Below are 23027 nucleotides of genomic sequence, written 5' to 3'. Positions count from 1 at the left end.
GCGTAATGGGTTGGCGCAGGTCGGGCGCACGTGCCGTGCCGCGCGGGCGAGAGCCTCAAGATTTCTGCGAGCTGCTGCGCCTCTCGGTCTTTGCTCACCTCGTATGGGCGAGGCCGCCGGGGTGGCTAGCGTTTCCGAGTGTTTGTCCTTTGCGGAAGACGACATCAGGGGGAAGGGAGCATTGCTCGCATGAACGACTCAAGCTTCGAGGCAATGGCCGAGGAAATCGAGGGGCTTCTTGGCATCGACCAGGAGAAACACGCTGACTGGCACGCGGAATCCATCGCGGTCCACGGCTATGAGGGCGCAGACGTGCGCACGGGCGCCATCAGCTACCCGCTTTACCAGTCCGCGACGTTCGCCCACCCCGCATGGGGCAAATCGACCGGCTACTGCTATTCTCGCTGCGGGAATCCGACGCGCTTGGAGCTTGAGAACACCATCGCCCTTTTGGAAGGCGGGAAGAAGTGCATGGCGTTCTCGAGCGGCATGGCGGCTATCACCACGCTGCTCAAGCTTCTGCGCTCGGGTGATCACGTGCTGGTGAGCGACGACCTTTACGGCGGCACATATCGCCTGTTCAGCAATATCTATACGCAGTACGGGCTGGAATTCGACTACGTTGACCTTACTGATACCGACGTGCTTGCGGCGTCGTTCAAGCCGAACACTAAGCTCGTGTTCCTGGAAACGCCCACAAACCCCACCATGAAGGTAGCCGATATCGCCAGTGTTGCCGAGGCCGCGCACTCGCACGGGGCGGTGCTTGCAGTGGACAACACCTTCCTTACCATGTACTTCCAGAAGCCGATCGAACTGGGCGCTGACGTGGTGGTTTACAGCGGCACGAAGTACCTGTGCGGCCACAATGACGTGCTGTCGGGCTTTCTCGTCCTGCGCGACGGCACGCTGCTCGAGACGCTGTTCAACGCTACGATGAGCGAGGGCAACCAGCTCGACCCGTTCGACAGCTGGCTTATGCTGCGAAGCCTGAAGACGCTCGGCGTTCGCCTTCGCCAGCAGGAGGACAACGCGAAGCGCATCGTGGAGGCTCTGAAGGAGAATCCCCACATCACAGACGTGTTCTACGTCGGCGACCCCGATCACCCGGACTACGACCTGTCTCGCAGCCAAACAACGGGCTTCGGCGCGATGATGTCGTTCAAGGTCGACACGCACGAGCGCGCGCTGGCGGTGCTCGAGCGCGTGCGGCTCGTTCTTTTCGCGGAGAGCCTTGGCGGCACGGAGAGCCTCGTGACGTATCCACTCGTGCAGACGCACGGTTCGATTCCGGGGCCGATACTCGACAAGCTGGGAATCGACGAGCGCCTGCTGCGCCTTTCGGTCGGCCTCGAAAACGCGGAGGACCTTATCGCCGACCTGGAGCAGGCAATAGGGTAACCTTATCGAGGGAGGAAAAATTACCAAGGTTGTGCGTTTTGCCCAGGACGGGTGCGCCTGGGTGCGACCTTGTGTGCGACAGTGAATGGAGCATTCGCATGACGAAGTACGATTTCGAGACGATTATCGATCGCCGCGGCACGGGCAGCTTGAAGTGGGACGCGTGGAGCCGTCGCGGCCATGCCGTCGATGAGCTGCCGCTTTGGGTCGCCGACATGGATTTCAAGACCGTGCCCGCCGCAATTGAAGCGTTGACGGAGCGCGCGGCGCACGGCGTGTTCGGCTACTCGATGGCGCCCGACGGATACTACGAGGCGGTGCAAGCGTGGTTTGAGCGCCGTCACGGCTGGCGCCCCGCGCGTGAGTGGTTCGTCATGACTCCTGGCGTGGTGTTTGCCCTGGCCATGGCCGTGACCTCGTTCACGCAGCCGGGCGATTCCGTGATTATCCAGCCGCCTGTGTACTACCCGTTTCGCATGATGATTGAGGACAACGGCCGCAAGATGGTCACGAGCCCGCTGCTCTACGACGGCGGACGCTACACCATGGACTACGAGGGCTTCGAGCGCGAGCTGGAGAAAACGGGCGCGAAGCTGTTCATCCTGTGCAACCCGCACAATCCCGTGGGGCGTGCGTGGACCGAAGACGAGCTGCGACGCATCGGCGACATCTGCCTGCGTCACAACGTCGTGGTGGTCGCTGACGAGATTCACGCCGACTTCGCGCGCGCGGGCCATGTACATGTGCCGTACGCCTCGCTCGGCGAGCGCTATGCGAAAAGCGCCGTCGTCTGCACGGCGCCGAGCAAGACGTTCAACCTGGCAGGGCTGCAGCTGTCAAACATCTTCATCCCGAACCCCGATCTTCGCGCCGCGTTCAGGCGCACGCTCGACCGCACAGGCTACGACGAGCCGAGCGTGTTTGGCGTCGTGGCCACGCAGGCGTGCTACGAGCAGGGTGAAGAATGGCTCGACGAGCTCAAGGGCGTGCTCGACGAGAATTACGCCGTGCTCGAGGCGGCGGTTTCGCGCATGCCGGGTGTGGAACTCGTGCCGCTCGAGAGCACGTACCTGCCGTGGCTCGACTGCCGTGGCCTGGGGCTTAGCGACGTCGAGCTCAAGCATCTGGTGGAGCATGACGCGAAGCTCTGGCTCGACATGGGAACGATGTTCGGCCCCGAGGGCGCGGGCTTCGTCCGCGTGAACCTCGCAAGTCCGAAGGCCATGATCGAGGACGCCTGCGGCCGACTCGAGCGGGCGGTGGCGGCTCTGGGGGAGTAGTCACCATTGTTGTAGGGAAATGCCACGAGGTTTAAATGAGGAGTCGCCGTCCTTGGAATCGAGGTCTCCGGCTTTAGGATCAGCTCTCCTGCCTGAGTCCTTGCGGCTACGCAAAGGGGGCGACCAGGCTATCATCGTCCCTGGTCGCCCCTCTCCTTGCAAGTGTTTGTCGCCTGGCGACTTACTTCCCGAATATCTTTGAGAAGAACCCTTGCTTTTTAACCTTCTCCTCGCGCAAGGACCCCTCGCGCTTCGCCTCGGCCTGCGGGGCGCCGCCGCTGCCGCCGTTGCCCCCGATGCTGACGATCTCGTGCAAGAAAGGCGACTTCACGTAGCGAATCTCGATGGGCGTCGCGTGCACGGTGCTCTCGCCCGAGAGGTGCACAGTCGAGCTGAGCGGGGCGACAACGTGGGTTTCGCGCGTCTCGCTGAACAGTACGGCGGCGGCGCGTCCCGTCTGGCCATTCACGGCGATGCGCACCTGCTCGCCCTCGCGCCCGTCCGAGGCGGGCCTATCGACGTAGTAGATGGGCACGAGCATGAGCCCGGAAGTGTGCTTCCTCACGTTATATGTCCAGGTGCGGAGGCTTTTCTTGCTCAGGCCGAGCGCTTCTTCGGCATCGTTTTTCGCAATCTTGAGCGCTAGGTTGTCGATGATGACGCTGTCCTTCGCGAAAGCCTCGACGGCCGCCACGCGGAAATTCCCCTCCTGCATGACGGGGTCGAAGGGGGCCACCGCCGAGAAATCCCACGGCTCCAAAAGGTTCATGAGGGACAAATCGAATATGCGCGTCTTGGGGTAGACCCAATCGAGCACCTCGAAGAGCACGAGCGTCTCCTTCTGGAACTTCTTACCGGGGTAAGACGCGATTATGCGCAGGTCAGCGAGCGATACCGCGGTATACGCGAGAACCATCTGGTTGTCGATGGCGTCCTCGACGCTGTGCCCCGCGAAGAGGTCGGGGTGCTGCCGCACGAGCTCGCGGGCGTTTGCGCGCGCCTGCTGCTCGGATATGCGGCAGGGAATTGCCTGGTCGGGGATGTATTCCGAGCCTGTCCCGATGGACAGGTGCTTGCTGAACGTGCCGGGTTGCATCAGGTCGGTGGCGCCGATCTTGTTCCCGCACGACGGGCACTCGAACACGCTCTGGGTCGACTCGCCTTCGAACGCCGCGCCGCAAAACGGGCAGGGGATGCTCACGGTCGTTGCGCGCTCGAACTCGCCTGCGGTGGCGGGGTCCTCGTTTAAGATCCACTCGGCGAGGGACATGTTGCGCCAGTAGGGCTTGAAGAAGTACCAGTCGGATTCCTTCGGGGGCTCGAGGCGCGACACTTGGGGCAGCTTGATCAGGCCGTTTACCATTTGAAGGGGCTGGTGGCGGAACTTCACGATGGAATCTTGCCCCGCCGCGCCTTCTCCCCAGGGCTCGCTCGTCCCGCAATACGCGCATTCGAAGCTGCGGGTTGCCTGGTGAGAATACATGGGGCCGCCGCAGTTGCGGCACTTGATAGCGAAGAAATCTTCCATGAAGCCTCCTTAGCATTCGGTTTGTCTCCTGAAAGTATGTGGGAGCGCGCGCGGGCTTGGCAATACCCCTATGGCCCATTTCGCGCCGCTGTTGCGGCTTCCGTTTTGCGAGTTTGCGCGGGAAATCCGAGCGAGCCCCTTCCTTGTTATCGCGCTGCGCTACTATAGGCGGGTGCGATAAACCGCTTATCGAAAGAGGCATGCAACTATGACTACGAAGTACAATATCTGCCTTTTGCCGGGCGACGGCATCGGCCCCGAGATCATCGCGGAAGGGGTGAAGGTCCTAAACGCCGTCGGCGCGAAGTACGACACGGAATTCGCGTGCGAGGAATCGCTTATCGGCGGCGCTGCCATCGATGCTACGGGCGAGCCGCTTCCCCAGGCGACGCTCGATGCCGCGAAGGCCGCCGACGCCGTGCTGCTTGCCGCTGTGGGCGGGCCGAAGTGGGACACGACCGATCCGAATGCCCCGCGTCCTGAGCAGGGCTTGCTCGGCATCCGCAAGGGCTTGGGCCTCTACACCAACCTGCGCCCCGTGCAGATCTTCGACGCGCTCGCCGGCGCTTCCACGCTGAAGCCCGAGGTCATCGCAGGTGTCGACCTCATGATCGTGCGCGAGTTGACGGGTGGTCTGTACTTCGGCAAGCGCGAGCGCTTCTACGACGAGGAAGGTGCCGGCGTAAACGGCGCCAAGGGACAGCGTGCCTACGACACGCTCGAGTACCGCGAGTACGAGATCGAGCGCATCGCCCGCCAGGCGTTCGAGGCTGCGCGCAAGCGCCGCAAGAAGGTGACAAGCGTCGACAAGGCCAACGTGCTCGAGACTTCCCGCATGTGGCGCGAGATCGTGCATCGCATCGGCGAGGCCGAATATCCCGATGTCGAAATCGAGGACCTGCTCGTCGACAACACGGCGATGCAGTTGATCAACCGTCCCGCCGACTTCGACGTTGTGGTGACCGAGAACATGTTCGGCGACATCCTCTCCGACGAGGCGGCCCAGATCACGGGCTCGCTCGGCATGCTCGCCTCCGCCAGCTTGGGCGACGGCACCGCGCTCTACGAGCCTTCCCACGGAAGCGCGCCCGACATCGCGGGCAAGGGCATCGCGAACCCGCTCGCGCAGATTCTCTCCGTCGAGATGATGCTGCGCTACAGCTTCGACATGAATGATGCCGCCGACGACATCCGCCGCGCGGTGACCAACCTGCTCAACGACGGGTGGCGCACGGGCGACCTGAAGGATGCCACCACTCCTGCCGACAAGGTGGTCAACTGCGCCGGCATGGGCGATTTGGTCGTGAAGTACCTGTAAACTAGTCCTGATGTGATGCTATCGAAAGGAACTGACATGGCTGACGATTGCTTGTTCTGCAAACTCATCTCCGGGGAAATCCCCACGAACAAGGTCTACGAGGACGACATTTGCTTCGCGTTCGACGACATCGAGCCCGAGGCGCCCGTGCATACGCTGCTCGTGCCGAAGAAGCACTACGACGACATGTGCGACGGCGTGCCCGAGGAAGTTTTCGGCCACATGATGTCGGTCGTCCCGAAGGTTGCCGAGATCAAAGGCGTGCGCGAGTCCGGCTTCCGCACGGTGGTGAACACTGGCCCCGATTCCGCGACCACGGTGAAGCATTTCCACATCCACATTCTGGGTGGGGTGAAAATGGGACGCTTCACGTTCGAGAACTCCCAGCGCGCGCAGGGCGAGGAGTAAGCGCCAGCGTTTAGCGCGACGGCGCGCGGGCGCGCACACTTCGTCCTAACGTAAGGCGTAGGAAAAATCCTCCTCAAGAGTTCGTGCGCGCCTCGCCTGCCCCTGCCCTTCCCGATAGGGTTTAACGGTTGTTGCCTAGTGAAGAGGGGTCAATCCGTGAAAACCAATCGCCTGGGGAGGTTGTCGGCTGCGTGCCCCACGCGTCGCTCCCGCGTCGCCGTCGCCGCGTTCGCCATCCTGCTCGTCGCCTTTGCGGGGTTTCTCGTGTGGCTCAACGCGGGAATCGATCGCGTTCCTTTGCGTCCGACGGGGGGAAGCGAGTTCGAGAAGGCGACGGTCGACGAGGTTATCACGAGCGACGTGAGCCTGAGCGATTCGGGCGAGATGCAGGGCAACCAGAAGGTGCTCCTCACGATTACGTCGGGCCAGTACGCAGGCCAGCAGGCCGAGGCGACGAGCCCGTATTCCAACAACTCCGGCGCGCTCTGCTCGCCGGGCTTGAAGGTGATTGTTCTGGTGAACGAGGGGCAAGACGGCTCCCTGGTCGCGACGGTCTACAACTACGACCGCGGGATCGTGCTCTGGGCGCTCGTCGGGCTGTTCCTCGTTTTGCTCTGCGTGGCGGGCGGTCGCTCGGGGACGCTCTCGGCGCTCGGCCTGGCATTCACGTTCGCCTGCATATTCTTCCTGTACCTGCCGATGGTCTACAGCGGTGCGTCTCCCTTTTGGACCGCCGTGCTCGTGGTGGTGCTCGTGACGGTTGTCGGGATGTACCTTATCGGCGGCTGGTCTGCGAAAACGCTCTGCTCGATAGTCGCTACGGTCGTGGGCGTGCTCGCGGCCGGCTTGGTCGCCAGCGTGTGCGGCTCGCTGGGACATATCTCGGGGCTGAACGTCAGCGAGATCGAAACGCTTGCGTATGTCGGGCAGAACAGCAAGCTCGACGTGTCGGGTCTTCTGTTCTCGGGAATCCTCATCTCCTCGCTCGGCGCGGTGATGGACATCTCCATGTCGGTCACGTCGCACGAGTGCGAGCTTCACGCCGCCAGCCCGGCGCTCTCGATGCGCGAGCTCTTCAAGTCGGGGATGGCCGTCGGTCGCGACATGATGGGCACGATGACGCACACGCTCATCCTCGCGTTCGCCGGCGGGGCGGTCAACACGCTCGTGATCATCTACGCCTACGCGATGCCGTACTTCGAGTACTGGAACGAGTATGCCATCGGAATCGAGATCCTGCGAGGCCTTTCCGGGTCGATCGGGATCATCGTCTCCGTCCCCTGCGCCGCGCTGATCACGGCGTTCTGCCTTTCGAGGAAGAGCCGCCAGGGCGCAGGCGCCTTGCATACTTCTTAACAGGGCTTAACGCGCTTCTTGCGAAAGCTGTGCCCAAACCTTCCCTTCGCATGATGTTGACCTTACGTTGGTCGGCCACACTTTTCAATTGTGCCCGCAGTGCGCGCGGACGCGAATAACCATGCGAAAGAGGAGGAACACGGAAGTATGAAACGATGCTTCAACGCCGTGATCGCCGCAACGCTCGCTGCGTCGCTTGCGGTGCCGGTGCCTGCGGCATTCGCCGACGGGACCGGAGACGACACGGCAAGCGGTGCCGCACAGACGGCAGCGACCGCCGAGGGCGATACGGGCAACACGGGAGAGGGCCAGGCGGCTTCAGACCAAGCGGCTTCTGACCAGGTGTCTCCGTTGCTTGTGACGGAAGTGGTCACCGATTCCCCCGGCAAGGGAAAGTACACCTACGTGGAGGTGTACAACAACTCCGACAACCCCATCAACTTCAAAGACTACGTGTACTACTACTGCTACGAGGGAGGCATGGGCACGGGAAAGGTGTTCAGCTCCTCGGATAAGCACCTGGGAATCGATTACGGCAGCAAGGACGCCGATGTCATCATCGAGCCTGGTAAAACGCTCGTGCTGTGGATGGGCGGCTCGAAGAATGAGACGTCGCTCGCCGACTTCAACAAGACGTACGGAACCAACCTCGTCGAGGGCAAGGACATCATCCGCACGCCGTATTCGGGCATCCACACCACGAACAAGCGCGGTTACTTCTTTGGAAAAGACAGCGACGCCGTCATGATCGGCGCCTGGTCGAACGCGAACGGTGACGAGATCCCCGCGGGCAACCCCAACAAGCAGGGCATCCAGTACACCTATCCCGGCTCCGGCCGCGAGTGCGTCGACAACGGGCTCGCGAAGGCGACCCCCGGTTCGGTTACCGCTGACCAGATTCCTGCACAGCGCGCAAACGCAAGCGATCAGCAGGCGAAAATCGAGAAGGCGACCGCGACTGGCGACGGGCAGTTTCAGGTAACCGCTGAGGTTCCTTACCAAGGTTCGTCGGCGACCACGTTCGTGAACCTGCACTACAAGCAGCACTATGGCGACAAGGCGTCTGACGAGAAGACGGTCGCGCTCGAGCCGACTGGGGACGGCAGGACCTTCGCGGGCACGATCGACTCAAGCGAGTTGTTCGGCGAGAGCGTCGAGTGGTACGTCACCGCGTACGGCAACACCGGCAACGAGGTGCGCACGGACGCTCAGACGACCCCGATTACCGCGCAGGTGCCTGTCGCGGAGAAGGCGGCTCCCTACTACATCACCGAGGTCCACGCCAACCCGCAGAGCACCGATGGCAAGCAGTATTCCTATTTCGAGGTGTACAACGCTTCCGACAAGCCCATCAACCTGAGCTACTTCAAGATCTTCTACTATTACAATTACCCTGATCAGACGGCATCTGCATCGGGCAAGGTCTGGTCGCTCGACGACTTTACGGCCTATCTCGAGCCGGGCAAGACCATGGTGTACTACCTTTCCAGCAACGGCACCACGGTCGAGGATTTCAACAACTTCTACGGCACGAGCCTCGAAGAGGGCAAGGACATCGTGCGCGTGAACTACGCAGGCCTGCACTCCTCCGAAGCGCGCTGGATTCGCTTTGGCACCACGGAAGACGACGCGTTCGCCGTGGCGGGCTTCAACGAGAACGCCTCCGAGCGCAGCGACCATGATACCTCGCTGCAGTACACCTACCCCCGCGGCACGGGCGATCGCGAGCCGGTCGGTACGGGCGGGCTCACGGCGACGAACGCATCCCTTCCCGTCGAGGTTTCCGCTGCCACGCCCGGCGAGGTCGCCAATTGGCAGAAGTCCCCGGTGACGGCGAAGTTCCAGGGCTATCCGGGATATCCGGAAGATGACGGCCAGGCTCCGACGCTTGCCGAGAACACGCAGGACATCTACACCGTTCCCGAGTCCATCGACGAGGGCGACGCGCTGAAGGTGCTCTACGACACCGACCTTCTGGTTGGCGCTACGAGCGACGCGCGTCGCGACGCCTTCACCGACAACAAGGACAACGCGTCAGGTGCCGATAACCCGACGAACTATCCTGGCGGCGCGGAGGCGCTCAAGACGCGCCCGTACCTGCTCGGCACCGAGGTGCTTTACAAGCTCGACGACGATTCCGACTGGACCGTTGTCAAGCAGAAGACCCAGTGGCGCCTGGGGCATTTCATGATGCAAATCCCCTCTGACGTGCTGTTTGGCCACGACAAGGTCACCTACAAGGTGCGCGCCTACTCCCTTTACGGCATGAGCGAGACCGACGAGAAGATGGTGAAGATCAACCGCCTGAACGCCACCGACGGTATGCGCCTGTCGCTCAAGGACGGCGCCGTCGTCTCCGGCACCACGACGGTCACCGCCAACGATGGCTCCGACAACGCGAAGACGGCGATTTCCGTCGATGGCGCCCAGGTCACCGACGCGCGCAAGACCTTCGAGAACGGTGCCTGGTTCATGGTGCAGACGAGCGGCATGGACAGCTACTTCAAGGACGCCATCACCGCGCCCTACGGCGACAACCCGCGCGACATCATCACCATCATGGGGCCATGGTGCGAAACGCCCACGTCGCGTGCGGTGCATATCGACAACAAGTACTTCACGTACAACGCGGAGAAAGACACCTACAACGTGACGCTGACCTTGTGGGCGGGCGATTCGGGCACGCCGTTCGAGGAGGCGCTCTATCCCTCGGTGTTCGGCGAGAACCATGAGGATTACAAGGTGTCCGGCCTGCAGATGAAGCTCGCGAACGGCAAGAGCTACCTGCCGGTGAGCATCGCGCCCGACAACGAGAAGACCAACACGAGCACGGCGCTCGACGTGTGGCATACAATCGGCGATTCCGCGGGAATGGAGACCCACCTCGACGCCACGTTCGAGATTCCCGCGGCGGACGCCACGGCCATGGGTTTTGATTGGGACACCACGCAGGTCGCTGACGGCGCGCACGCCGTGACCGCGCAGGGCGAGAACGGCACGGCTTCGGCCAACGTCATTGTCGACAATACGAAACCAACAGTTGACCTGGGCATCGAGGACAGCAAGCCGCTCTACCAGGCTGTCACCCTCGACCCCTCTGCGATTGCGAGCGACGCGAACGGGTTGAAGTCGGTCGCCGCCACGCTCGATGGGGAAGACCTCGCGCTGCCTTCCGCCATCGACCCGCAGAAGCTTGCGGTGGGGGAGCACGTGCTCGCCGTCGTCGCGGTCGACGAGGCCGGCAACATCACGACCTCGCAGGTGAAGTTCACCGTCGAGGACAACGACCCCAACGTGACCGTCGATTCTGACGGGGACGGCATCACGGCCACGACCGCGAACCTGACCGTCAACGTGGGCGACGATCCCGCCAACGTGAGTTTCCGCCAGGGCCGCACGCTTTCCGCTGACGATATCGTTGCAGCTTCGACCAACCAGGCGGCCACCGACGACGGCTCGTTCCCGGCGCAGCTGTTCGAGGCGAAGGTGGGCACTGCCGCCGAGGGCGACACCGTGTCGCTTTCCTGGAAGGGTCAGGCGTCGAGCGTCGATGACGCCCACCCGGTCACGATGTACGCCTTCAACTTCGCGACGCAAGGTTGGGAAAAGGTCGCAACCGCCGATGCGAACGGCGAGATGACTGGCGAGTTCCCTGCTGCCGACCACTTGCGCGACGGCAACGCGGTGATCCTCGTGCAGCAGGTTGCCACCGAAGGCTACCCGACGGCGGCGCTTCCCGACGAGTCCGTGTTCACCGAGGCCGTGTCCCTTCAGTCTCTTGACGGAGCGGGCGAGGCGGCTCAGTCCAGCTGGGACGGCACGGGCCTTCCCGAGAGCTACGACTTCTCGTTTGCTTGGGAAACCGACACTCAGTACTACGCCGAGAGTTTCCCGTACCACTTCGACAACATGAACCAGTGGATTGTGGACAACGCGCAGAGACTCGGCATCCGCTACGTCATGCACACCGGCGACATCGTCGATGACGTGGACATGGGCGGCGAATGGGTGAACGCCGACCACTCCATGAAGATTCTCGACGACGCGGGCATCCCCAATGGCGTCCTTGCGGGCAACCACGACGTTTACGCGGGCATGGAGGATTACGGCAACTACTGGAAGTACTTCGGCGAGGACCGCTACAGCGGTAACCCCTGGTACGGTGGCTCGTACAAGAACAACCTCGGCCACTACGACCTGCTCTCCGAGAACGGTCAGGACTTCCTGGTCCTGTATATGAGCTGGGACATCTACACCGATGAGATCAATTGGATGAACCAGGTGCTCGCGCAGTACCCCGACCGCAAGGCCATCATCTGCCTGCATCGTTACACCAACGTGAAGGAGACGAATGCGGGGCTGCTCGACTACACCGGCAAGCTTTTGCAGGAGGAAGTCGTCGCGAAGAACCCGAACGTGTTCGCGGTGCTCAACGGGCACTACCATGGGTCGTCCATCGAGACGAGCGCGTTCGACGACAATGGCGACGGCGTGAACGAGCGCACGGTGTACCAGATTTGCACCGACTACCAATCCGACCCCGAGGGCGGCAGCGAGTACCTCAAGTTCCTGTACTTCGATCTGAAGAACAACAAGATTTACGTGAACTCGTATTCCCCCTACCGCGACGATTTCAACTACTATGACACCGCGAAGCAGAGCTCGTATGCGGCTGGCACGCAGTATCTCAACCAGGACATCGTCGAGCTTGACGTGCCGTTCACGAAGAGCGCCGACGATCTGAAGAAGAGCCTGATCACGTCTGCGATCAGCGCGAGCGTTGAGAGCGCGACCGAGATCGGCGCTGCGACGGGGTCGGGGGATGTCTCCTTCACCTGGAAAGGGCTGGCCCCGAGCACCAAGTACGGCTGGTATGCCGTGGTCACGAACGACAAGGGCGGCGTCACGCGTACTGTCGTGCAGGAGTTCACGACCGAGGCGGCGGCCGAGCCTGCGGTGCCTACCTTCACCGATGTCGATTACTCGCTCTGGTATGGGCCTGCGGTGACGTTTGTCGCTGGAAAGGGGCTCATGACGGGCTACGCGGGAACGACCCTCTTCGGTGTCGGCGACACGCTGACGCGCGGCCAGCTGGCGACGATCCTCTGGCGCAACGCGTGCCCCGACGAGGCGGCGTCTTATGATGCGACCAAGGCGAAGGACGAGACCGGCATCGCCGGGTCTGCCGACGGCATGTACTACACCGCCGCTGCCAATTGGGCGGTGAAGAAGGGCGTGATGACCGGTTTCATTCGCGATGACGGCTCGGCCGATTTCGCGGCGGATGAGAACGTGACCTTCGAGCAGCTCGTCACGGTCCTGGCTCGCCTCACCGCAAAGTCCGGCGACATCGATGCGGCGGGCGACAACCTGTCGAAGTTCGTGGACGGATCGAGCGTGGCCGACTGGGCGAAGAAGTACGTCAACTGGGCAGCTGGCGAGGGTCTTGTGAAGGGCTACGACACCGGCGCCGGTCAGGTGCTTTTGCCAGGCGAGGACGTTGCCCGCGAGCGCACGGCGATGGTTCTCCAGCGCGCGTTTGCCCTGGGCCTGTTATCTTCCCTATATCTCGATTGATATGATAGTAATTAGGTGTCATTTAGAGACAAATTTGCGCCATTCGTCCTAGAACGCGGTCGTCGCGGCAAAATACTCCGTATTTGGGGTAATTTAAGTCCCATAAGACGAGTTGGATGCATGGCCGCGACGGGGTTGCGTCGATTGCGCGGCATGCGGGGAAGCGGGACGGAGTTCCCGAAGAAAGAAGGCAAGATGACTACCTCGATCAAACTCGCTGTGCCGACGATGGGCGCGGCTGGCCTCAACGCTGAGCGCTCCGGCCATTTCGGCCATTGCGACTGCTTCACCGTGGTCGAAATCGTCGACGGCGTGGTCTCCGAAGAGGCGACGATGGTCGCGAACCCGCCGCACGAAGAGGGCGGTTGCCTGCGCCCGGTGGGCTTGCTCGCCGACGCCGGCTGCAACGCCATTGTCGCTGCTGGTATGGGAATGCGCCCGCTCATGGGCTTCAACCAGGCGGGCATCACGGTGTACTATGACGCCGAGCACCCGATTGTAGGCGACGCCGTTCGAGCCGTTGCGGCTGGTGAGGCGCCCATCATGTCCGCCGACCAGGCGTGCAACCATCACCACTAAGGTACCCAGGTTTTCTCCGCGCGGCAACTCAATCGAGCTGCCGCGCTTTTTTATGCCCGCTGGGGGGTTTGGCTATGCTCGCCGGGGGGTTGGCTCCTATCGTCGCGACTGGTGCGCTCGCGGCTGGTGCGCTCGGGTCGCTTGTATCGACATTGCGCTTCGTTAAACGGGGCATCTGCGCTGTGCAGTGCTATCCTTTTCCCAAGAGGAAAGGAAGTTTGATGGCGCATTGCGAGGCGGATAAGGACGGCGTGTATCGCATCGACGGCAGGGTCGGTCTATTTGGGACGCGACCCCAGGTGCTGCCCGATGCGGTGATGCCCCTGCCCGGCGGACCTGCACCGACATCGTCGTTCGGCTGGATTCGCGACTCGAGCATCACTCCCTCCTCGGGCGACATCTACCTGGTCGAGTTCATCGCGGAAAACAAGTTTCGCATTTGGGGTTACGTCGATTGCTACGGTCGCGCGTTCGTGACCGACCGCCCGCTTTTCGCGCCCCCGGCGCGCGATCCCGACATCCTGTTCTCGCGACCGTGGGACGGGAAGTCCCCCTCTGATTTCGGCACGCTTGTTCTACCGAACTCGAAATTCAAGCGCGATCAGGAGATTCGCGGCACCGTTCAGCTGCGCGACAAGCGCGGGGTTCGTCAAGTTGCCTGCTTCTCCCTGAAAAACGGCCGCTACTCGCTTTTCGATTCCTGGTGCGATTTCGGCTCCCATTCGGACAACCTCACATATCACGAGGCGCTCGCCCGCTGCTTTTTCGCGTTCACCTTCCGCCCGCTGCTCGGCGGTGCGCGGGTCCCGGCGCGCGGTCTCGGCGAGATCATGGAGAGCCTCGACTCCGAAACGCCCTTCAAGGACCTGCTCGGCGCCCTGCACGACATCCGCTCTGCGGCCCTCGATCCCGCGATGCAGCCTCCGTCGCTCGCGCTTCTGCTTGCAAGCTGGCTTTACGACGCGAACGCGATGGGCGTGCTGGCGGGTGCCCAGACCGACGGGTTGAACGCGCCGTCGCTGCGATTCGTTCGGACGCGGCGCTATTCGGACACGTATTTCCTCGGTCGCGGGGAAGGCGGCGACGGCATTCCCGAGACGACGATTTGGGCTATCGAGTCGGCGATCAACCGCTTCGTGCTCATCGCGCGAAAGCTCGAGGAAGGCACAGGCGCGGGGTGCTGCGATACGCCTGACCAGGATATTTCCGAAATTGATGAGTGCGGTGCCATCGATACGCAGCTGTTCGAAGCGGTTGCTGCGCAGGCTCCCTGCGCCGCGCATCCCGCAGACGAGCACGCCGCGGCGCCGAACAGGGCGGGGGAATGGGACGTCCGCCGCTCGATCGGGGAATCGATTGAGCGCTTCCAGCTGCCCGTTCGCTTCATGGTCGAGTACCGCGTCGACGTGCGCTGCGGAAAGGTCGCGTTCGAGGTGGTCGTTCCTCCTGCGCAGCTCATGCCGCAGCGGGTTTATTCCTCCCAGGCGGGTTCCTGGGTCGATCGATCCGACGCCGAGAGAGGGCGGATGGCGCTGCGCTACGCCGAGCACGTGGGCATGATGCTCGCCGCAGCCGCATTCCATGCGGGATGCGCGATCGATGAGGTGGCCGTCTGTGCACGGGAACTGAAAACAGCCGGCGAGATCGAACCCGAAGGCAGCAAGCCGGTAGGCGAAAATCATGGCGACGGCGCTGGCGTCGACATCGGGTTTGGCGCCGGTTTCGGTGGCGAAGATGGCGAGTTTGACGACGGGTTTGACGCTGAAGGAGATGAGTTTGATGGCGGCAGCGTCATCGTCGAGCTCGAAGACGGCAGCGTTATCGTTGAGCCCGGTGGCAACGGCAGCGGCAGCGGCAGCGGAAACGCCGATGCCGGCAGCCGCGACGCGCACCCCCTCTACCAGGTGAAATTCACGAGAAATATCTGCGAGGGCGCCTGTTTCCAAGAGGCGCTTAAAGGCGATCCCGCGCAGCTGTTCGCGGAATGCGGCGCGCGCTTCGGCGTTGACGCGGCCGACTTCTCGCTCGATGATGCCGTCGATGCCGAAGTGAAGCGCATTCGCGGCGAGCTGCCCGAGGTGGGCTCACTCGCCTTCGGTCCGCGCGAGGCGAAGGCATTCGGCGCTGAATCGCTTCGTGACCTAAGGATTCACTCCGATGCCCAGCTGCGCCATGCGGGCGAGCGGCTTGCCGATGCGATCGCGCGCGCGACGAGCACCACCGAGGTCATCCGCCTGGCGCAGGCGGAGCAGAACGCAGCCGATGACCCGCGTATTTTCGCGGCGTGCACGCGCCTTATGACCGACCTTCTCGAAGGCAACGTCGACGCGCACGACCAAAACGCGCTGGTCAGCTGCTTTATGGGGGAGGACCCTTACCTGAATGCACTCGGGCAGGCGCGCGCCGTCGCGCAGGCCGACCCGCATCGGGCGGCGTCGATCCTGCGCGAGGCGATTCGCCAGGCTGAGGAGTCCAAGCGCTTTGCGGACAACTCCGAAGCTGTCCATCGCATGTTCGACACGTATGCGTCGCGCATCATCTACAACCGCGAGCGGCAGGGGAGCGCACCCTGGCGAAGCGGACTTGCCTTCCCCCATCCTGATGAGGGAAAACGCGTCGAGCTGTTGCCGTCGTCTTTGGCTATGTGCTACCTGGAGTCGGTTCGCCTTCTCGAGGAGTCGTTCAATCATGCCGAGGAGGCCGTGCAGTTCGGCCTGCGCTGCATCCAGGTCGCGCCCACCTACACGCCCGCGTATCGCCAGACGGCACGCGCGTACATGCTCATGGGCGACGTGTCCACGTCCTCGCGCACGCTCAGGCGCTGCCTGGAAATCGCGACGCAGCCCGACGAGATCGCGCTTGCGTACTACCAGCTCGCCTATGTGGAATGGAAGGCGGGGAAAACGGCGCTCGGCGTGGCGTGCTACATGAAGTCGATGATGATCGCCCCGATTTATCTGGCTCAATGCACTATCGAGATGCATCGGCTGATGGCGGAGACCGGACAGGGCCCTATCGATCGCGAGGACGTCGACGCGATCCTTGCAGGCGAGGGCGTGCCCATCGCGCCGCTCGACTCGCTGCTCGATGCGCTCGACGACGCCATGCGCACGGCGATTGACGACAACATCTTCCAGGTCGGCCAGCCGCTCTTGGCGTTGCGGCTGTTCTATCGCCCCGACGATGCACTTGTGAACGTGCATAAGAGCCTCAACGCGCCCCTTCCGCCGCAGGCGCTCGACTAGGGGAAATGCAACGAGGCGCGTCCCCGCTCGCTTCGTTGCATTAGTGCGGCGCCCCGGGGTTGGCTTTTCTCCCCGGGGCGCCGCTGCGTTCACGCGAAAGCTCTACGCGTAGATTTCCTTTTCCACGACGAGCTCGTTTTTGATCTTGCCGACGAGCTTCTGCAGCGCATCGACGCAGTTCGGGCGGATGTCGGCGCCGATGAGCACGTACATGATGGAGTCGCCCACGCCAAGCTCGCCCTCGTTCATCCAGGTGCGCACGTAGTACACGCCCGGCCAGGTGAGCGCCTCCTTCTCGGCCGCGGCAACGCCTTCGGCATCGTAGGAGAATTGCACCTTCGCGACTTCCCCAAGGCCTTGGACGCCTTCGCGCACCTGTTTTTTAGGCGTGATGCGCACGATGCCGTTGTGGGTGAGGAACATGCCGCACTGCGCGGCTTTCGGGTCGGCCTTGGCTTCCTTGAGCCACTGGTCGATCGACGGTTCGGGTTTGGACATAAGTTGCCTCCAAAACGTTGAGTGTTCAGGCGCCCTTTCCCAGGCGCTATCTAGATGCCCATTGTACTCGAAGCGAGCCTTCCCGCGGGGCGTGCGCACCCCAGCTCCCGCGAATCGGCAGGTTTGCTATTCGTCCCGCTCACCTTCCCCTTCCCTATAAAACGCGTGCATTTTACGAATGGGAAATACTTGCTCATCGCCCAAATGATAGACTGGGAAAATTCCACAGCATCAGAAAGGACAGCTATGTCTCTCCCAGCATCCGATACCAGCAAGCAGCCCGATAACCTCACCACCATGGATTTGGGTGAGGTTCTTCCCCGCACGGCTGAGGTTCGCGATAACCACCTGTTCATCGGCGGTGTTGACATGGTGAAGCTCGCGCGCGAGGAAGGCACCGCGCTCTACGTGTTCGACGAGGCCGACCTTCGTTGGCGCATGGAAACCTACCGCGAGGCGTTTCGCTCGCGCTACGAGAACTCCGACGTCATCTACGCTTCGAAGGCGTTTCTGAACAAGGAAGTCGTGCGCATTGTGAACGAGGAGGGCCTCTGCCTCGACGTGTCGGGCGGCGGTGAGCTCGCTTGCGCCCAGATGGCGGGCTTCCCGATGGAGCGCGTCTTCGTGCACGGCAACAACAAGACGCCCGCTGAGCTGCGCGAAGCCATCTCCGCAGGTGTGGGCCGCATCGTGGTCGACAGCCGCATCGAGCTTGCCCGCGTGTCCGAAATCGCCGGCGAGCTCGGCGTCGAGCAGGCCATCTACATGCGCATCACGCCCGGCGTCGAGGCCGACACGCACGAGTACATCCGCACGGGCTGCGAGGACTCCAAGTTCGGCTTCACCATGCTCGACGACTTCGCGTTCAAGTGCGTGAAGGACGCCATCGAGGCGCCCAACGTGAAGCTCGTCGGCTTCCACTGCCATATCGGCTCGCAGATCTTCGCGCTCCACTCGTTCCGCGAGGCCGCGCAGGTCATGATCGAGTTCATCGCGCGCGTTCAGAAGGAATACGGCATCGAGATTCCCGAGCTCGACCTGGGCGGTGGCCTGGGCGTGGCCTACCTCGCGACCGACAAGCCCTCCTCGATCGACGATTTCGCGGAATGCACGACGCGTGCCGTCAAGGACTTCTGCGCTGAATACGGCGTTGCCGAGCCGCGCATCCTCGTTGAGCCTGGTCGCAGCCTTGTCGCCAACGCCGGCGTTACGCTCTACACCGTGGGCATCCTTAAAACCCTGCCCGGCATCCGCAAGTACGTCGCCATCGACGGCGGCATGTCCGACAACATCCGCACGGCGCTCTACCACGCCGACTACGAGCCCGTGATCGCCAACAAGGCGGGCGAGCCGCGCACCGAAATCGTCACGCTGTGCGGCAAGCACTGCGAAAGTGGCGACGCGGTCGTCATCGACATGCCCATCCAGCATCCGGAAATCGGCGACATCGCGTGCGTGTTCACAACGGGCGCGTACTGCTCTACCATGTCTAGCAACTACAATGGCCAGCCCAAGCCGGCCGTAGTGTTCGTGAAAGATGGTGCCGCCCGCGTCGTCACGCGCCGCGAGACCTATGCCGACCTCTACGCCCGCGACATCTAGGAGGACCTTATGACCATCAAGCTCGGACTCGTCGGCACCGGCACGGTCGGTGGCGGTTGCATTGACATCCTTCAGAAGCACAAGGAGGACTTCAAACGCCATTACGGCATCGACGTGGAGCTTGTCCGCGTCTGCTCGCGCGACCCTGAGCAGGCCGAAGCCCATGGCGTAAGCGACCTGTTCACGCTGGATTACCACGACATCGTGAACGATCCCGACATCGATATCGTCATCGAGCTCATCGGCGGCACCACGGTGGCGCGCGACGTGGTCGTGTCGGCACTTGAAGCGGGCAAAAACGTCGTCACGGCGAACAAGGCGCTCATGGCGACCCACGGCGAGGAAGTCATGCATCTGGCGGAGAAGATGAACCGCGAGCTTGCCTTCGAGGCGTCCGTCGGCGGCGGCATCCCCATCATCGACCCGCTGAAGCATTCGCTCATCTCGAATGAGATAACCTCTGTTATGGGCATTGTGAACGGCACGACGAACTACATGCTCACGCGCATGGTCGACGACAGCCTCTCCTACGACGAGGCGCTCAAGGAAGCCCAGGAGCGCGGCTTCGCCGAGGCCGACCCTACGGCCGATGTCGACGGCTTCGACGCTGCGGCGAAGATTGCCATCTTGGCGTCGATCGCTTTCAACTCGCGCGTCACGCTCGACGACGTGCACACCGAGGGCATCCGCAACATCACGACGCTCGATCTGGACACCGCCGACGACATGGGCTACGTCATCAAGCTTTTGGCGATCGCCCATCGCACGCCCGACGGCATCGACGTGCGCGTCCATCCCACGATGCTCCCGAAGGCGCACCAGCTCGCGACTGTGAACGGCGTGTTCAACGCGATTTACGTGACGGGCGATGCCGTGGGCGAGACGATGTTTTTCGGCGAGGGCGCGGGCGCGGGCCCGGCGGCGAGCGCTGTCATGGGCGACGTGCTCGAGGTGGCGCGCCATCTCACGCTGGGCGTTTCCCCCATCGTGGGCTGCACCTGCACCGACAACCTGCCCATCCTTCCGGTGGAGGAGCTGCAGACGAAGTACTACATCCGCTTCGCTGTGGCCGACCGCTCGGGCGTGCTCGCCGCGATGGCGGGCGTGTTCGCCAAGCACGGCGTCTCCGTGCGCTCCGTGGTGCAGCGCGGCAACTCCGAGCACGAGACGGTGAACCTCTCCTACGTCACGCACACCGCCAAGGAAGCAAGCGTGCGCGCGGTGCTTGCGGAAATCGCAGGGCTCGAAGACGTTCTGCGCGCCGAGCCGTCGGTGATCCGAGTGGAGGGCTAGCGCGCACCTGCTACAATGCCAACTATGTGTGAAAACGATTCCATAACCGATAAAAAGCCCAACCAGCTCACGCACCGCGTGATGGTGGGCAACGTGCCCTTAGGCGGCGGCGCCCCTGTGGTGGTGCAGTCCATGCTGAACGCGCCCGCGAACGACGTGGACGCCAACCTCGCGCAGATTCGGGAACTTGCCGCGGCGGGCTGCGAAGTGGTCCGCATGGCCATCCCGCGCCGCGATTGCCTCGACGCCTTCCAGCGCGTCTGCGAGCAATCGCCCCTTCCCGTGGTGGCCGACGTTCACTTCGACGCGCAGATCGCCGTGGAGGCGGCGCGCCGCGGGGCGGCCAAGCTGCGCATCAACCCCGGTAACATAGGCGGCCTTGCAAAGACCGACGCCGTGCTCGACGCCGCAGGTGAGGCGGGTATTCCCATCCGCATCGGCGTGAACGCGGGCTCGCTTGACCAAGACCTCGCCGCGCGGCGCGACCTCACGCTTCCGCAGAAGCTCGCCGCGTCCGCCGCGGGCTACGTGGAATACTGCGAGGGCCGCGGGTTCCACGACCTTGTGGTGAGCGCGAAGGCTCACGACGTCATGACCACGGTGCGCACGTATCGCCAGCTCTCGCGCGATCTGCCCCATATCCCTTTGCACATCGGCATCACCGAGGCGGGAACGCAGTTCCAAGGCGTCATAAAAAGCGCCTCTGGCCTGGGAATCCTTTTGGAAGAAGGCATCGGGGACACCATGCGCATCTCGCTTACCGACGACCCCGTCGTCGAGATGCGGGCGTGCTGGGCGCTGCTTTCGGCGCTCGATTTGCGCCGCCGCGGCCCGGAAATCATCAGCTGCCCCACGTGCGGGCGTTGTCAGGTAAACTTGATCGAGCTGGCCAAGCAGGTTGAATCAAACCTCATGAGCACGACCAAGCCCATAAAGGTCGCTGTCATGGGCTGCGTCGTCAACGGTCCCGGCGAGGCGCGTGATGCCGACATCGGCGTGGCGTGCGGCGCGGGCGTAGGCGTCGTGTTCAAGCACGGTGAGGTGCAACGGAAAGTGGAAGAGCACGCCATCGTCGACGTGTTGATGGAGGAGATAGGAAAACTATGAGTGAAGTTATGCGAATGAGCAAGCTCTATGCTCCGACGCTGAAGGAAGACCCCGCGGATGCGGAAATCGCGAGCCACAAGCTGATGCTCCGCGCGGGCATGATCCGCAAGACCGCTTCGGGCGTGTACACCTTCCTGCCGCTTGGCTACAAGGTGCTCTCGAAGGTCGAGAACATCGTGCGCGAGGAAATGGACAAGATCGGCGCGCAGGAAATCATGATGCCGGCGCTGCAGCCGGCGGAACTGTGGCACGAGTCCGGCCGCTGGGACGACTACGGCCCCGAACTCATGCGCCTCGTCGACCGCCACGACCACGGCTTCTGCCTCGGGCCCACCCATGAGGAACTCATCACGTCGCTCATCCGCAACGAGCTGCGTTCCTACAAGGAGCTTCCCTGCACGCTCTACCAGATTCAGGTGAAGTTCCGCGACGAGATCCGTCCGCGCCTGGGCCTGTTCCGCAGCCGCGAGTTCATCATGAAGGACGCGTATTCCTTCCACGCGACGCAGGAATCGCTGCAGGAAACCTACGACGACATGAGCCGCGCCTACGGCACGATCTGCGATCGCTGCGGCCTGGATTACCGCCCCGTCGAGGCCGATGGCGGTCAGATCGGCGGCAAGGTGACGACCGAGTTCATGGCGCTTGCCCCGGCGGGCGAGGCGGAGCTCGTGCACTGCACCTGCGGTTACGCTGCGAACACCGAGGCTGGCGAGTGCCTGGCCCGTCCGACGGAGTACGAGGCCACCGAGCTTAAGAAGATCCACACTCCGGGCGTCCGCACGATCGAAGAGCTCGCGGAGTTCCTCGGCATTCCCGAAAGCTCCACGGTGAAGGCGCTCTCCGGCAAGGACGCCGAGGGCAAGCTCGTCGTGATGTTCGTCCCCGGTGACCACGAGCTCAACGAGATTAAAGCCGAGCGCGCCGTTCCTGGGTTTGAGCTGCTCACCGACGAGGAAATGGAATCCTTCGGCCTGCACAAGGGCTCGATGGGTCCGGTCGGCCTGCCCGAGGGCACGCGCATCATCGCCGCCCGCAGCCTGAAGGGCATCGGCCATTGGGTTGTCGGCGCGAACGAGGACGACTACCACTACGTGGGCGCCGAAGAGGGTCGCGATTTCACGGTGGACGAATGGGCCGACCTGTGCGTCGTGAAGCCCGGTGACTGCTGCCCCGACTGCGGCCTGCCGCTTTCGGGTTCCCGCGGCATCGAGGTTTCCCAGGTGTTCCAGCTGGGCACCCGCTACTCCGAGACCATGGGCGCCACCTTCCACGACGAGGACGGCGTGGAGCACCCGTTCATCATGGGCTGCTACGGCGTGGGCGTCTCCCGCACGGTGGCCGCCATCGTCGAGCAGCACAACGACGAGAACGGCATCCAGTGGCCGTTCAACGTCGCGCCTGCTCACGTGTGCATTATTCCGCTCACGGTCGGCGACGACGAGGTGCAGCCCGCGGCCGAGAAGCTCGCGAGCGAGATCGCCGATTTCGGCTTCGACGTGGTCATCGACGACCGCAAGGAGCGCGCCGGCGTGAAGTTCGCAGACGCCGACCTTATCGGCTGGCCGCTGCAGGTGGTCATCGGCAAGCGTGGTCTGGCCGAGGGCAATGTGGAAGTGAAGCTGCGCCGCACGGGCCAGAAGAAGGACGTTTCGCTTTCCACCATCGCCGAGCTGCTGCGCTTCGCGAAGCGCAACGCTCGCAAGCACCCCTCCGGCCTGGGCGCTTTCGCGGGCATCTTCGAATAGGAGGGTTCCGCGGACCTGTCGGCCCGCGGAACTTGCCGACGCTGCGAAGCGCCCTGACGGCGCAGCTGCTCCCTGCGAATCCTCGTC

Annotated in this window: 14 protein-coding genes; 12 read left to right on the top strand and 2 right to left on the bottom strand. The window is 63.0% G+C overall.

All coding sequences use genetic code 11. The features are described 5' to 3' along the window. Window positions 1-189: 189 nt before the first annotated feature. Entirely contained in the window at window positions 190-1401 is a 1212-nt protein-coding gene (locus ACMRQN_RS07510) for a trans-sulfuration enzyme family protein (protein ID WP_418734460.1), read from the top strand. 98 nt (window positions 1402-1499) lie between these two features. Next, complete coding sequence (locus ACMRQN_RS07505; protein WP_418734459.1) at window positions 1500-2681, top strand: MalY/PatB family protein; 1182 nt, start codon at window positions 1500-1502, stop codon at window positions 2679-2681. Between the two features lie 181 nt (window positions 2682-2862). On the opposite strand, the gene ACMRQN_RS07500 is transcribed toward ACMRQN_RS07505, so the two are convergent. Then, entirely contained in the window at window positions 2863-4209 is a 1347-nt protein-coding gene (locus ACMRQN_RS07500; protein ID WP_418734458.1) for a hypothetical protein, read from the bottom strand. A gap of 208 nt (window positions 4210-4417) precedes the next feature. Between ACMRQN_RS07500 and leuB the strand changes: the two genes are divergently transcribed. From leuB to ACMRQN_RS07470, 6 genes are all read left to right on the top strand, one after another. Then, the gene (leuB, locus tag ACMRQN_RS07495; protein WP_418734457.1) at window positions 4418-5527 is read left to right on the top strand and encodes a 3-isopropylmalate dehydrogenase; all 1110 of its coding nucleotides are present in this window, start codon (window positions 4418-4420) and stop codon (window positions 5525-5527) included. Between the two features lie 36 nt (window positions 5528-5563). Next, on the top strand, window positions 5564-5935 hold the full coding sequence (locus ACMRQN_RS07490) for a histidine triad nucleotide-binding protein (protein WP_276998092.1): 372 nt from the start codon (window positions 5564-5566) through the stop codon (window positions 5933-5935). 156 nt (window positions 5936-6091) lie between these two features. Beyond that, window positions 6092-7291, top strand: coding sequence for a YibE/F family protein (locus ACMRQN_RS07485; RefSeq protein WP_418734456.1), 1200 nt, complete (start codon window positions 6092-6094; stop codon window positions 7289-7291). 147 nt (window positions 7292-7438) lie between these two features. Further along, entirely contained in the window at window positions 7439-12868 is a 5430-nt protein-coding gene (locus tag ACMRQN_RS07480; protein ID WP_418734455.1) for an S-layer homology domain-containing protein, read from the top strand. Window positions 12869-13063: 195 nt separating this feature from the next. Next, window positions 13064-13447 carry a NifB/NifX family molybdenum-iron cluster-binding protein gene (locus ACMRQN_RS07475; protein ID WP_297153789.1) on the top strand — a complete coding sequence of 128 codons (384 nt, stop codon included), beginning with the start codon at window positions 13064-13066 and terminating at the stop codon, window positions 13445-13447. 221 nt (window positions 13448-13668) lie between these two features. After that, complete coding sequence (locus ACMRQN_RS07470) at window positions 13669-16692, top strand: tetratricopeptide repeat protein (protein WP_418734454.1); 3024 nt, start codon at window positions 13669-13671, stop codon at window positions 16690-16692. A 102-nt stretch (window positions 16693-16794) separates the two neighbouring features. On the opposite strand, the gene ACMRQN_RS07465 is transcribed toward ACMRQN_RS07470, so the two are convergent. Further along, window positions 16795-17190: a molybdenum cofactor biosynthesis protein MoaE gene (locus tag ACMRQN_RS07465; protein WP_158049291.1), complete on the bottom strand. Its 396-nt coding sequence runs from the start codon at window positions 17188-17190 to the stop codon at window positions 16795-16797. Between the two features lie 246 nt (window positions 17191-17436). On the opposite strand from ACMRQN_RS07465, the gene lysA reads away from it, so the two are divergent. From lysA to ACMRQN_RS07445, 4 genes are read left to right on the top strand one after another with little or no spacing between them, the layout of a single operon-like run. Beyond that, window positions 17437-18792: a diaminopimelate decarboxylase gene (gene lysA / locus ACMRQN_RS07460; protein ID WP_418734453.1), complete on the top strand. Its 1356-nt coding sequence runs from the start codon at window positions 17437-17439 to the stop codon at window positions 18790-18792. 9 nt (window positions 18793-18801) lie between these two features. Next, window positions 18802-20085 (top strand): homoserine dehydrogenase, encoded by a 1284-nt coding sequence (locus tag ACMRQN_RS07455; protein WP_418734452.1) that lies wholly within the window; start codon window positions 18802-18804, stop codon window positions 20083-20085. 24 nt (window positions 20086-20109) lie between these two features. Further along, entirely contained in the window at window positions 20110-21192 is a 1083-nt protein-coding gene (gene ispG, locus ACMRQN_RS07450; RefSeq protein WP_418734451.1) for a flavodoxin-dependent (E)-4-hydroxy-3-methylbut-2-enyl-diphosphate synthase, read from the top strand. Window positions 21193-21200: 8 nt separating this feature from the next. Beyond that, window positions 21201-22940, top strand: coding sequence for a proline--tRNA ligase (locus tag ACMRQN_RS07445; protein WP_418734475.1), 1740 nt, complete (start codon window positions 21201-21203; stop codon window positions 22938-22940). The last annotated feature ends 87 nt before the right edge of the window (window positions 22941-23027 follow it).

This window comes from Ellagibacter sp. (assembly GCF_048412355.1).
In the GTDB taxonomy this organism is placed as follows: Bacteria; Actinomycetota; Coriobacteriia; order Coriobacteriales; family Eggerthellaceae; genus Ellagibacter.
This window is presented reverse-complemented; position numbering and strand designations above follow the sequence as displayed.

Excerpts from the sequence above, each read along its gene's own strand:
- ACMRQN_RS07510 (WP_418734460.1), top strand. The coding sequence starts at position 190 with ATGAACGACTCAAGCTTCGAGGCAATGGCCGAGGAAATCGAGGGGCTT.
- ACMRQN_RS07470 (WP_418734454.1), top strand. The coding sequence starts at position 13,669 with ATGGCGCATTGCGAGGCGGATAAGGACGGCGTGTATCGCATCGACGGC.
- ACMRQN_RS07445 (WP_418734475.1), top strand. The coding sequence starts at position 21,201 with ATGCGAATGAGCAAGCTCTATGCTCCGACGCTGAAGGAAGACCCCGCG.
- ACMRQN_RS07500 (WP_418734458.1), bottom strand. The coding sequence starts at position 4,209 with ATGGAAGATTTCTTCGCTATCAAGTGCCGCAACTGCGGCGGCCCCATG.
- ACMRQN_RS07455 (WP_418734452.1), top strand. The coding sequence starts at position 18,802 with ATGACCATCAAGCTCGGACTCGTCGGCACCGGCACGGTCGGTGGCGGT.
- ispG (WP_418734451.1), top strand. The coding sequence starts at position 20,110 with ATGTGTGAAAACGATTCCATAACCGATAAAAAGCCCAACCAGCTCACG.
- leuB (WP_418734457.1), top strand. The coding sequence starts at position 4,418 with ATGACTACGAAGTACAATATCTGCCTTTTGCCGGGCGACGGCATCGGC.
- ACMRQN_RS07480 (WP_418734455.1), top strand. The coding sequence starts at position 7,439 with ATGAAACGATGCTTCAACGCCGTGATCGCCGCAACGCTCGCTGCGTCG.
- lysA (WP_418734453.1), top strand. The coding sequence starts at position 17,437 with ATGTCTCTCCCAGCATCCGATACCAGCAAGCAGCCCGATAACCTCACC.
- ACMRQN_RS07475 (WP_297153789.1), top strand. The coding sequence starts at position 13,064 with ATGACTACCTCGATCAAACTCGCTGTGCCGACGATGGGCGCGGCTGGC.
- ACMRQN_RS07490 (WP_276998092.1), top strand. The coding sequence starts at position 5,564 with ATGGCTGACGATTGCTTGTTCTGCAAACTCATCTCCGGGGAAATCCCC.
- ACMRQN_RS07465 (WP_158049291.1), bottom strand. The coding sequence starts at position 17,190 with ATGTCCAAACCCGAACCGTCGATCGACCAGTGGCTCAAGGAAGCCAAG.
- ACMRQN_RS07505 (WP_418734459.1), top strand. The coding sequence starts at position 1,500 with ATGACGAAGTACGATTTCGAGACGATTATCGATCGCCGCGGCACGGGC.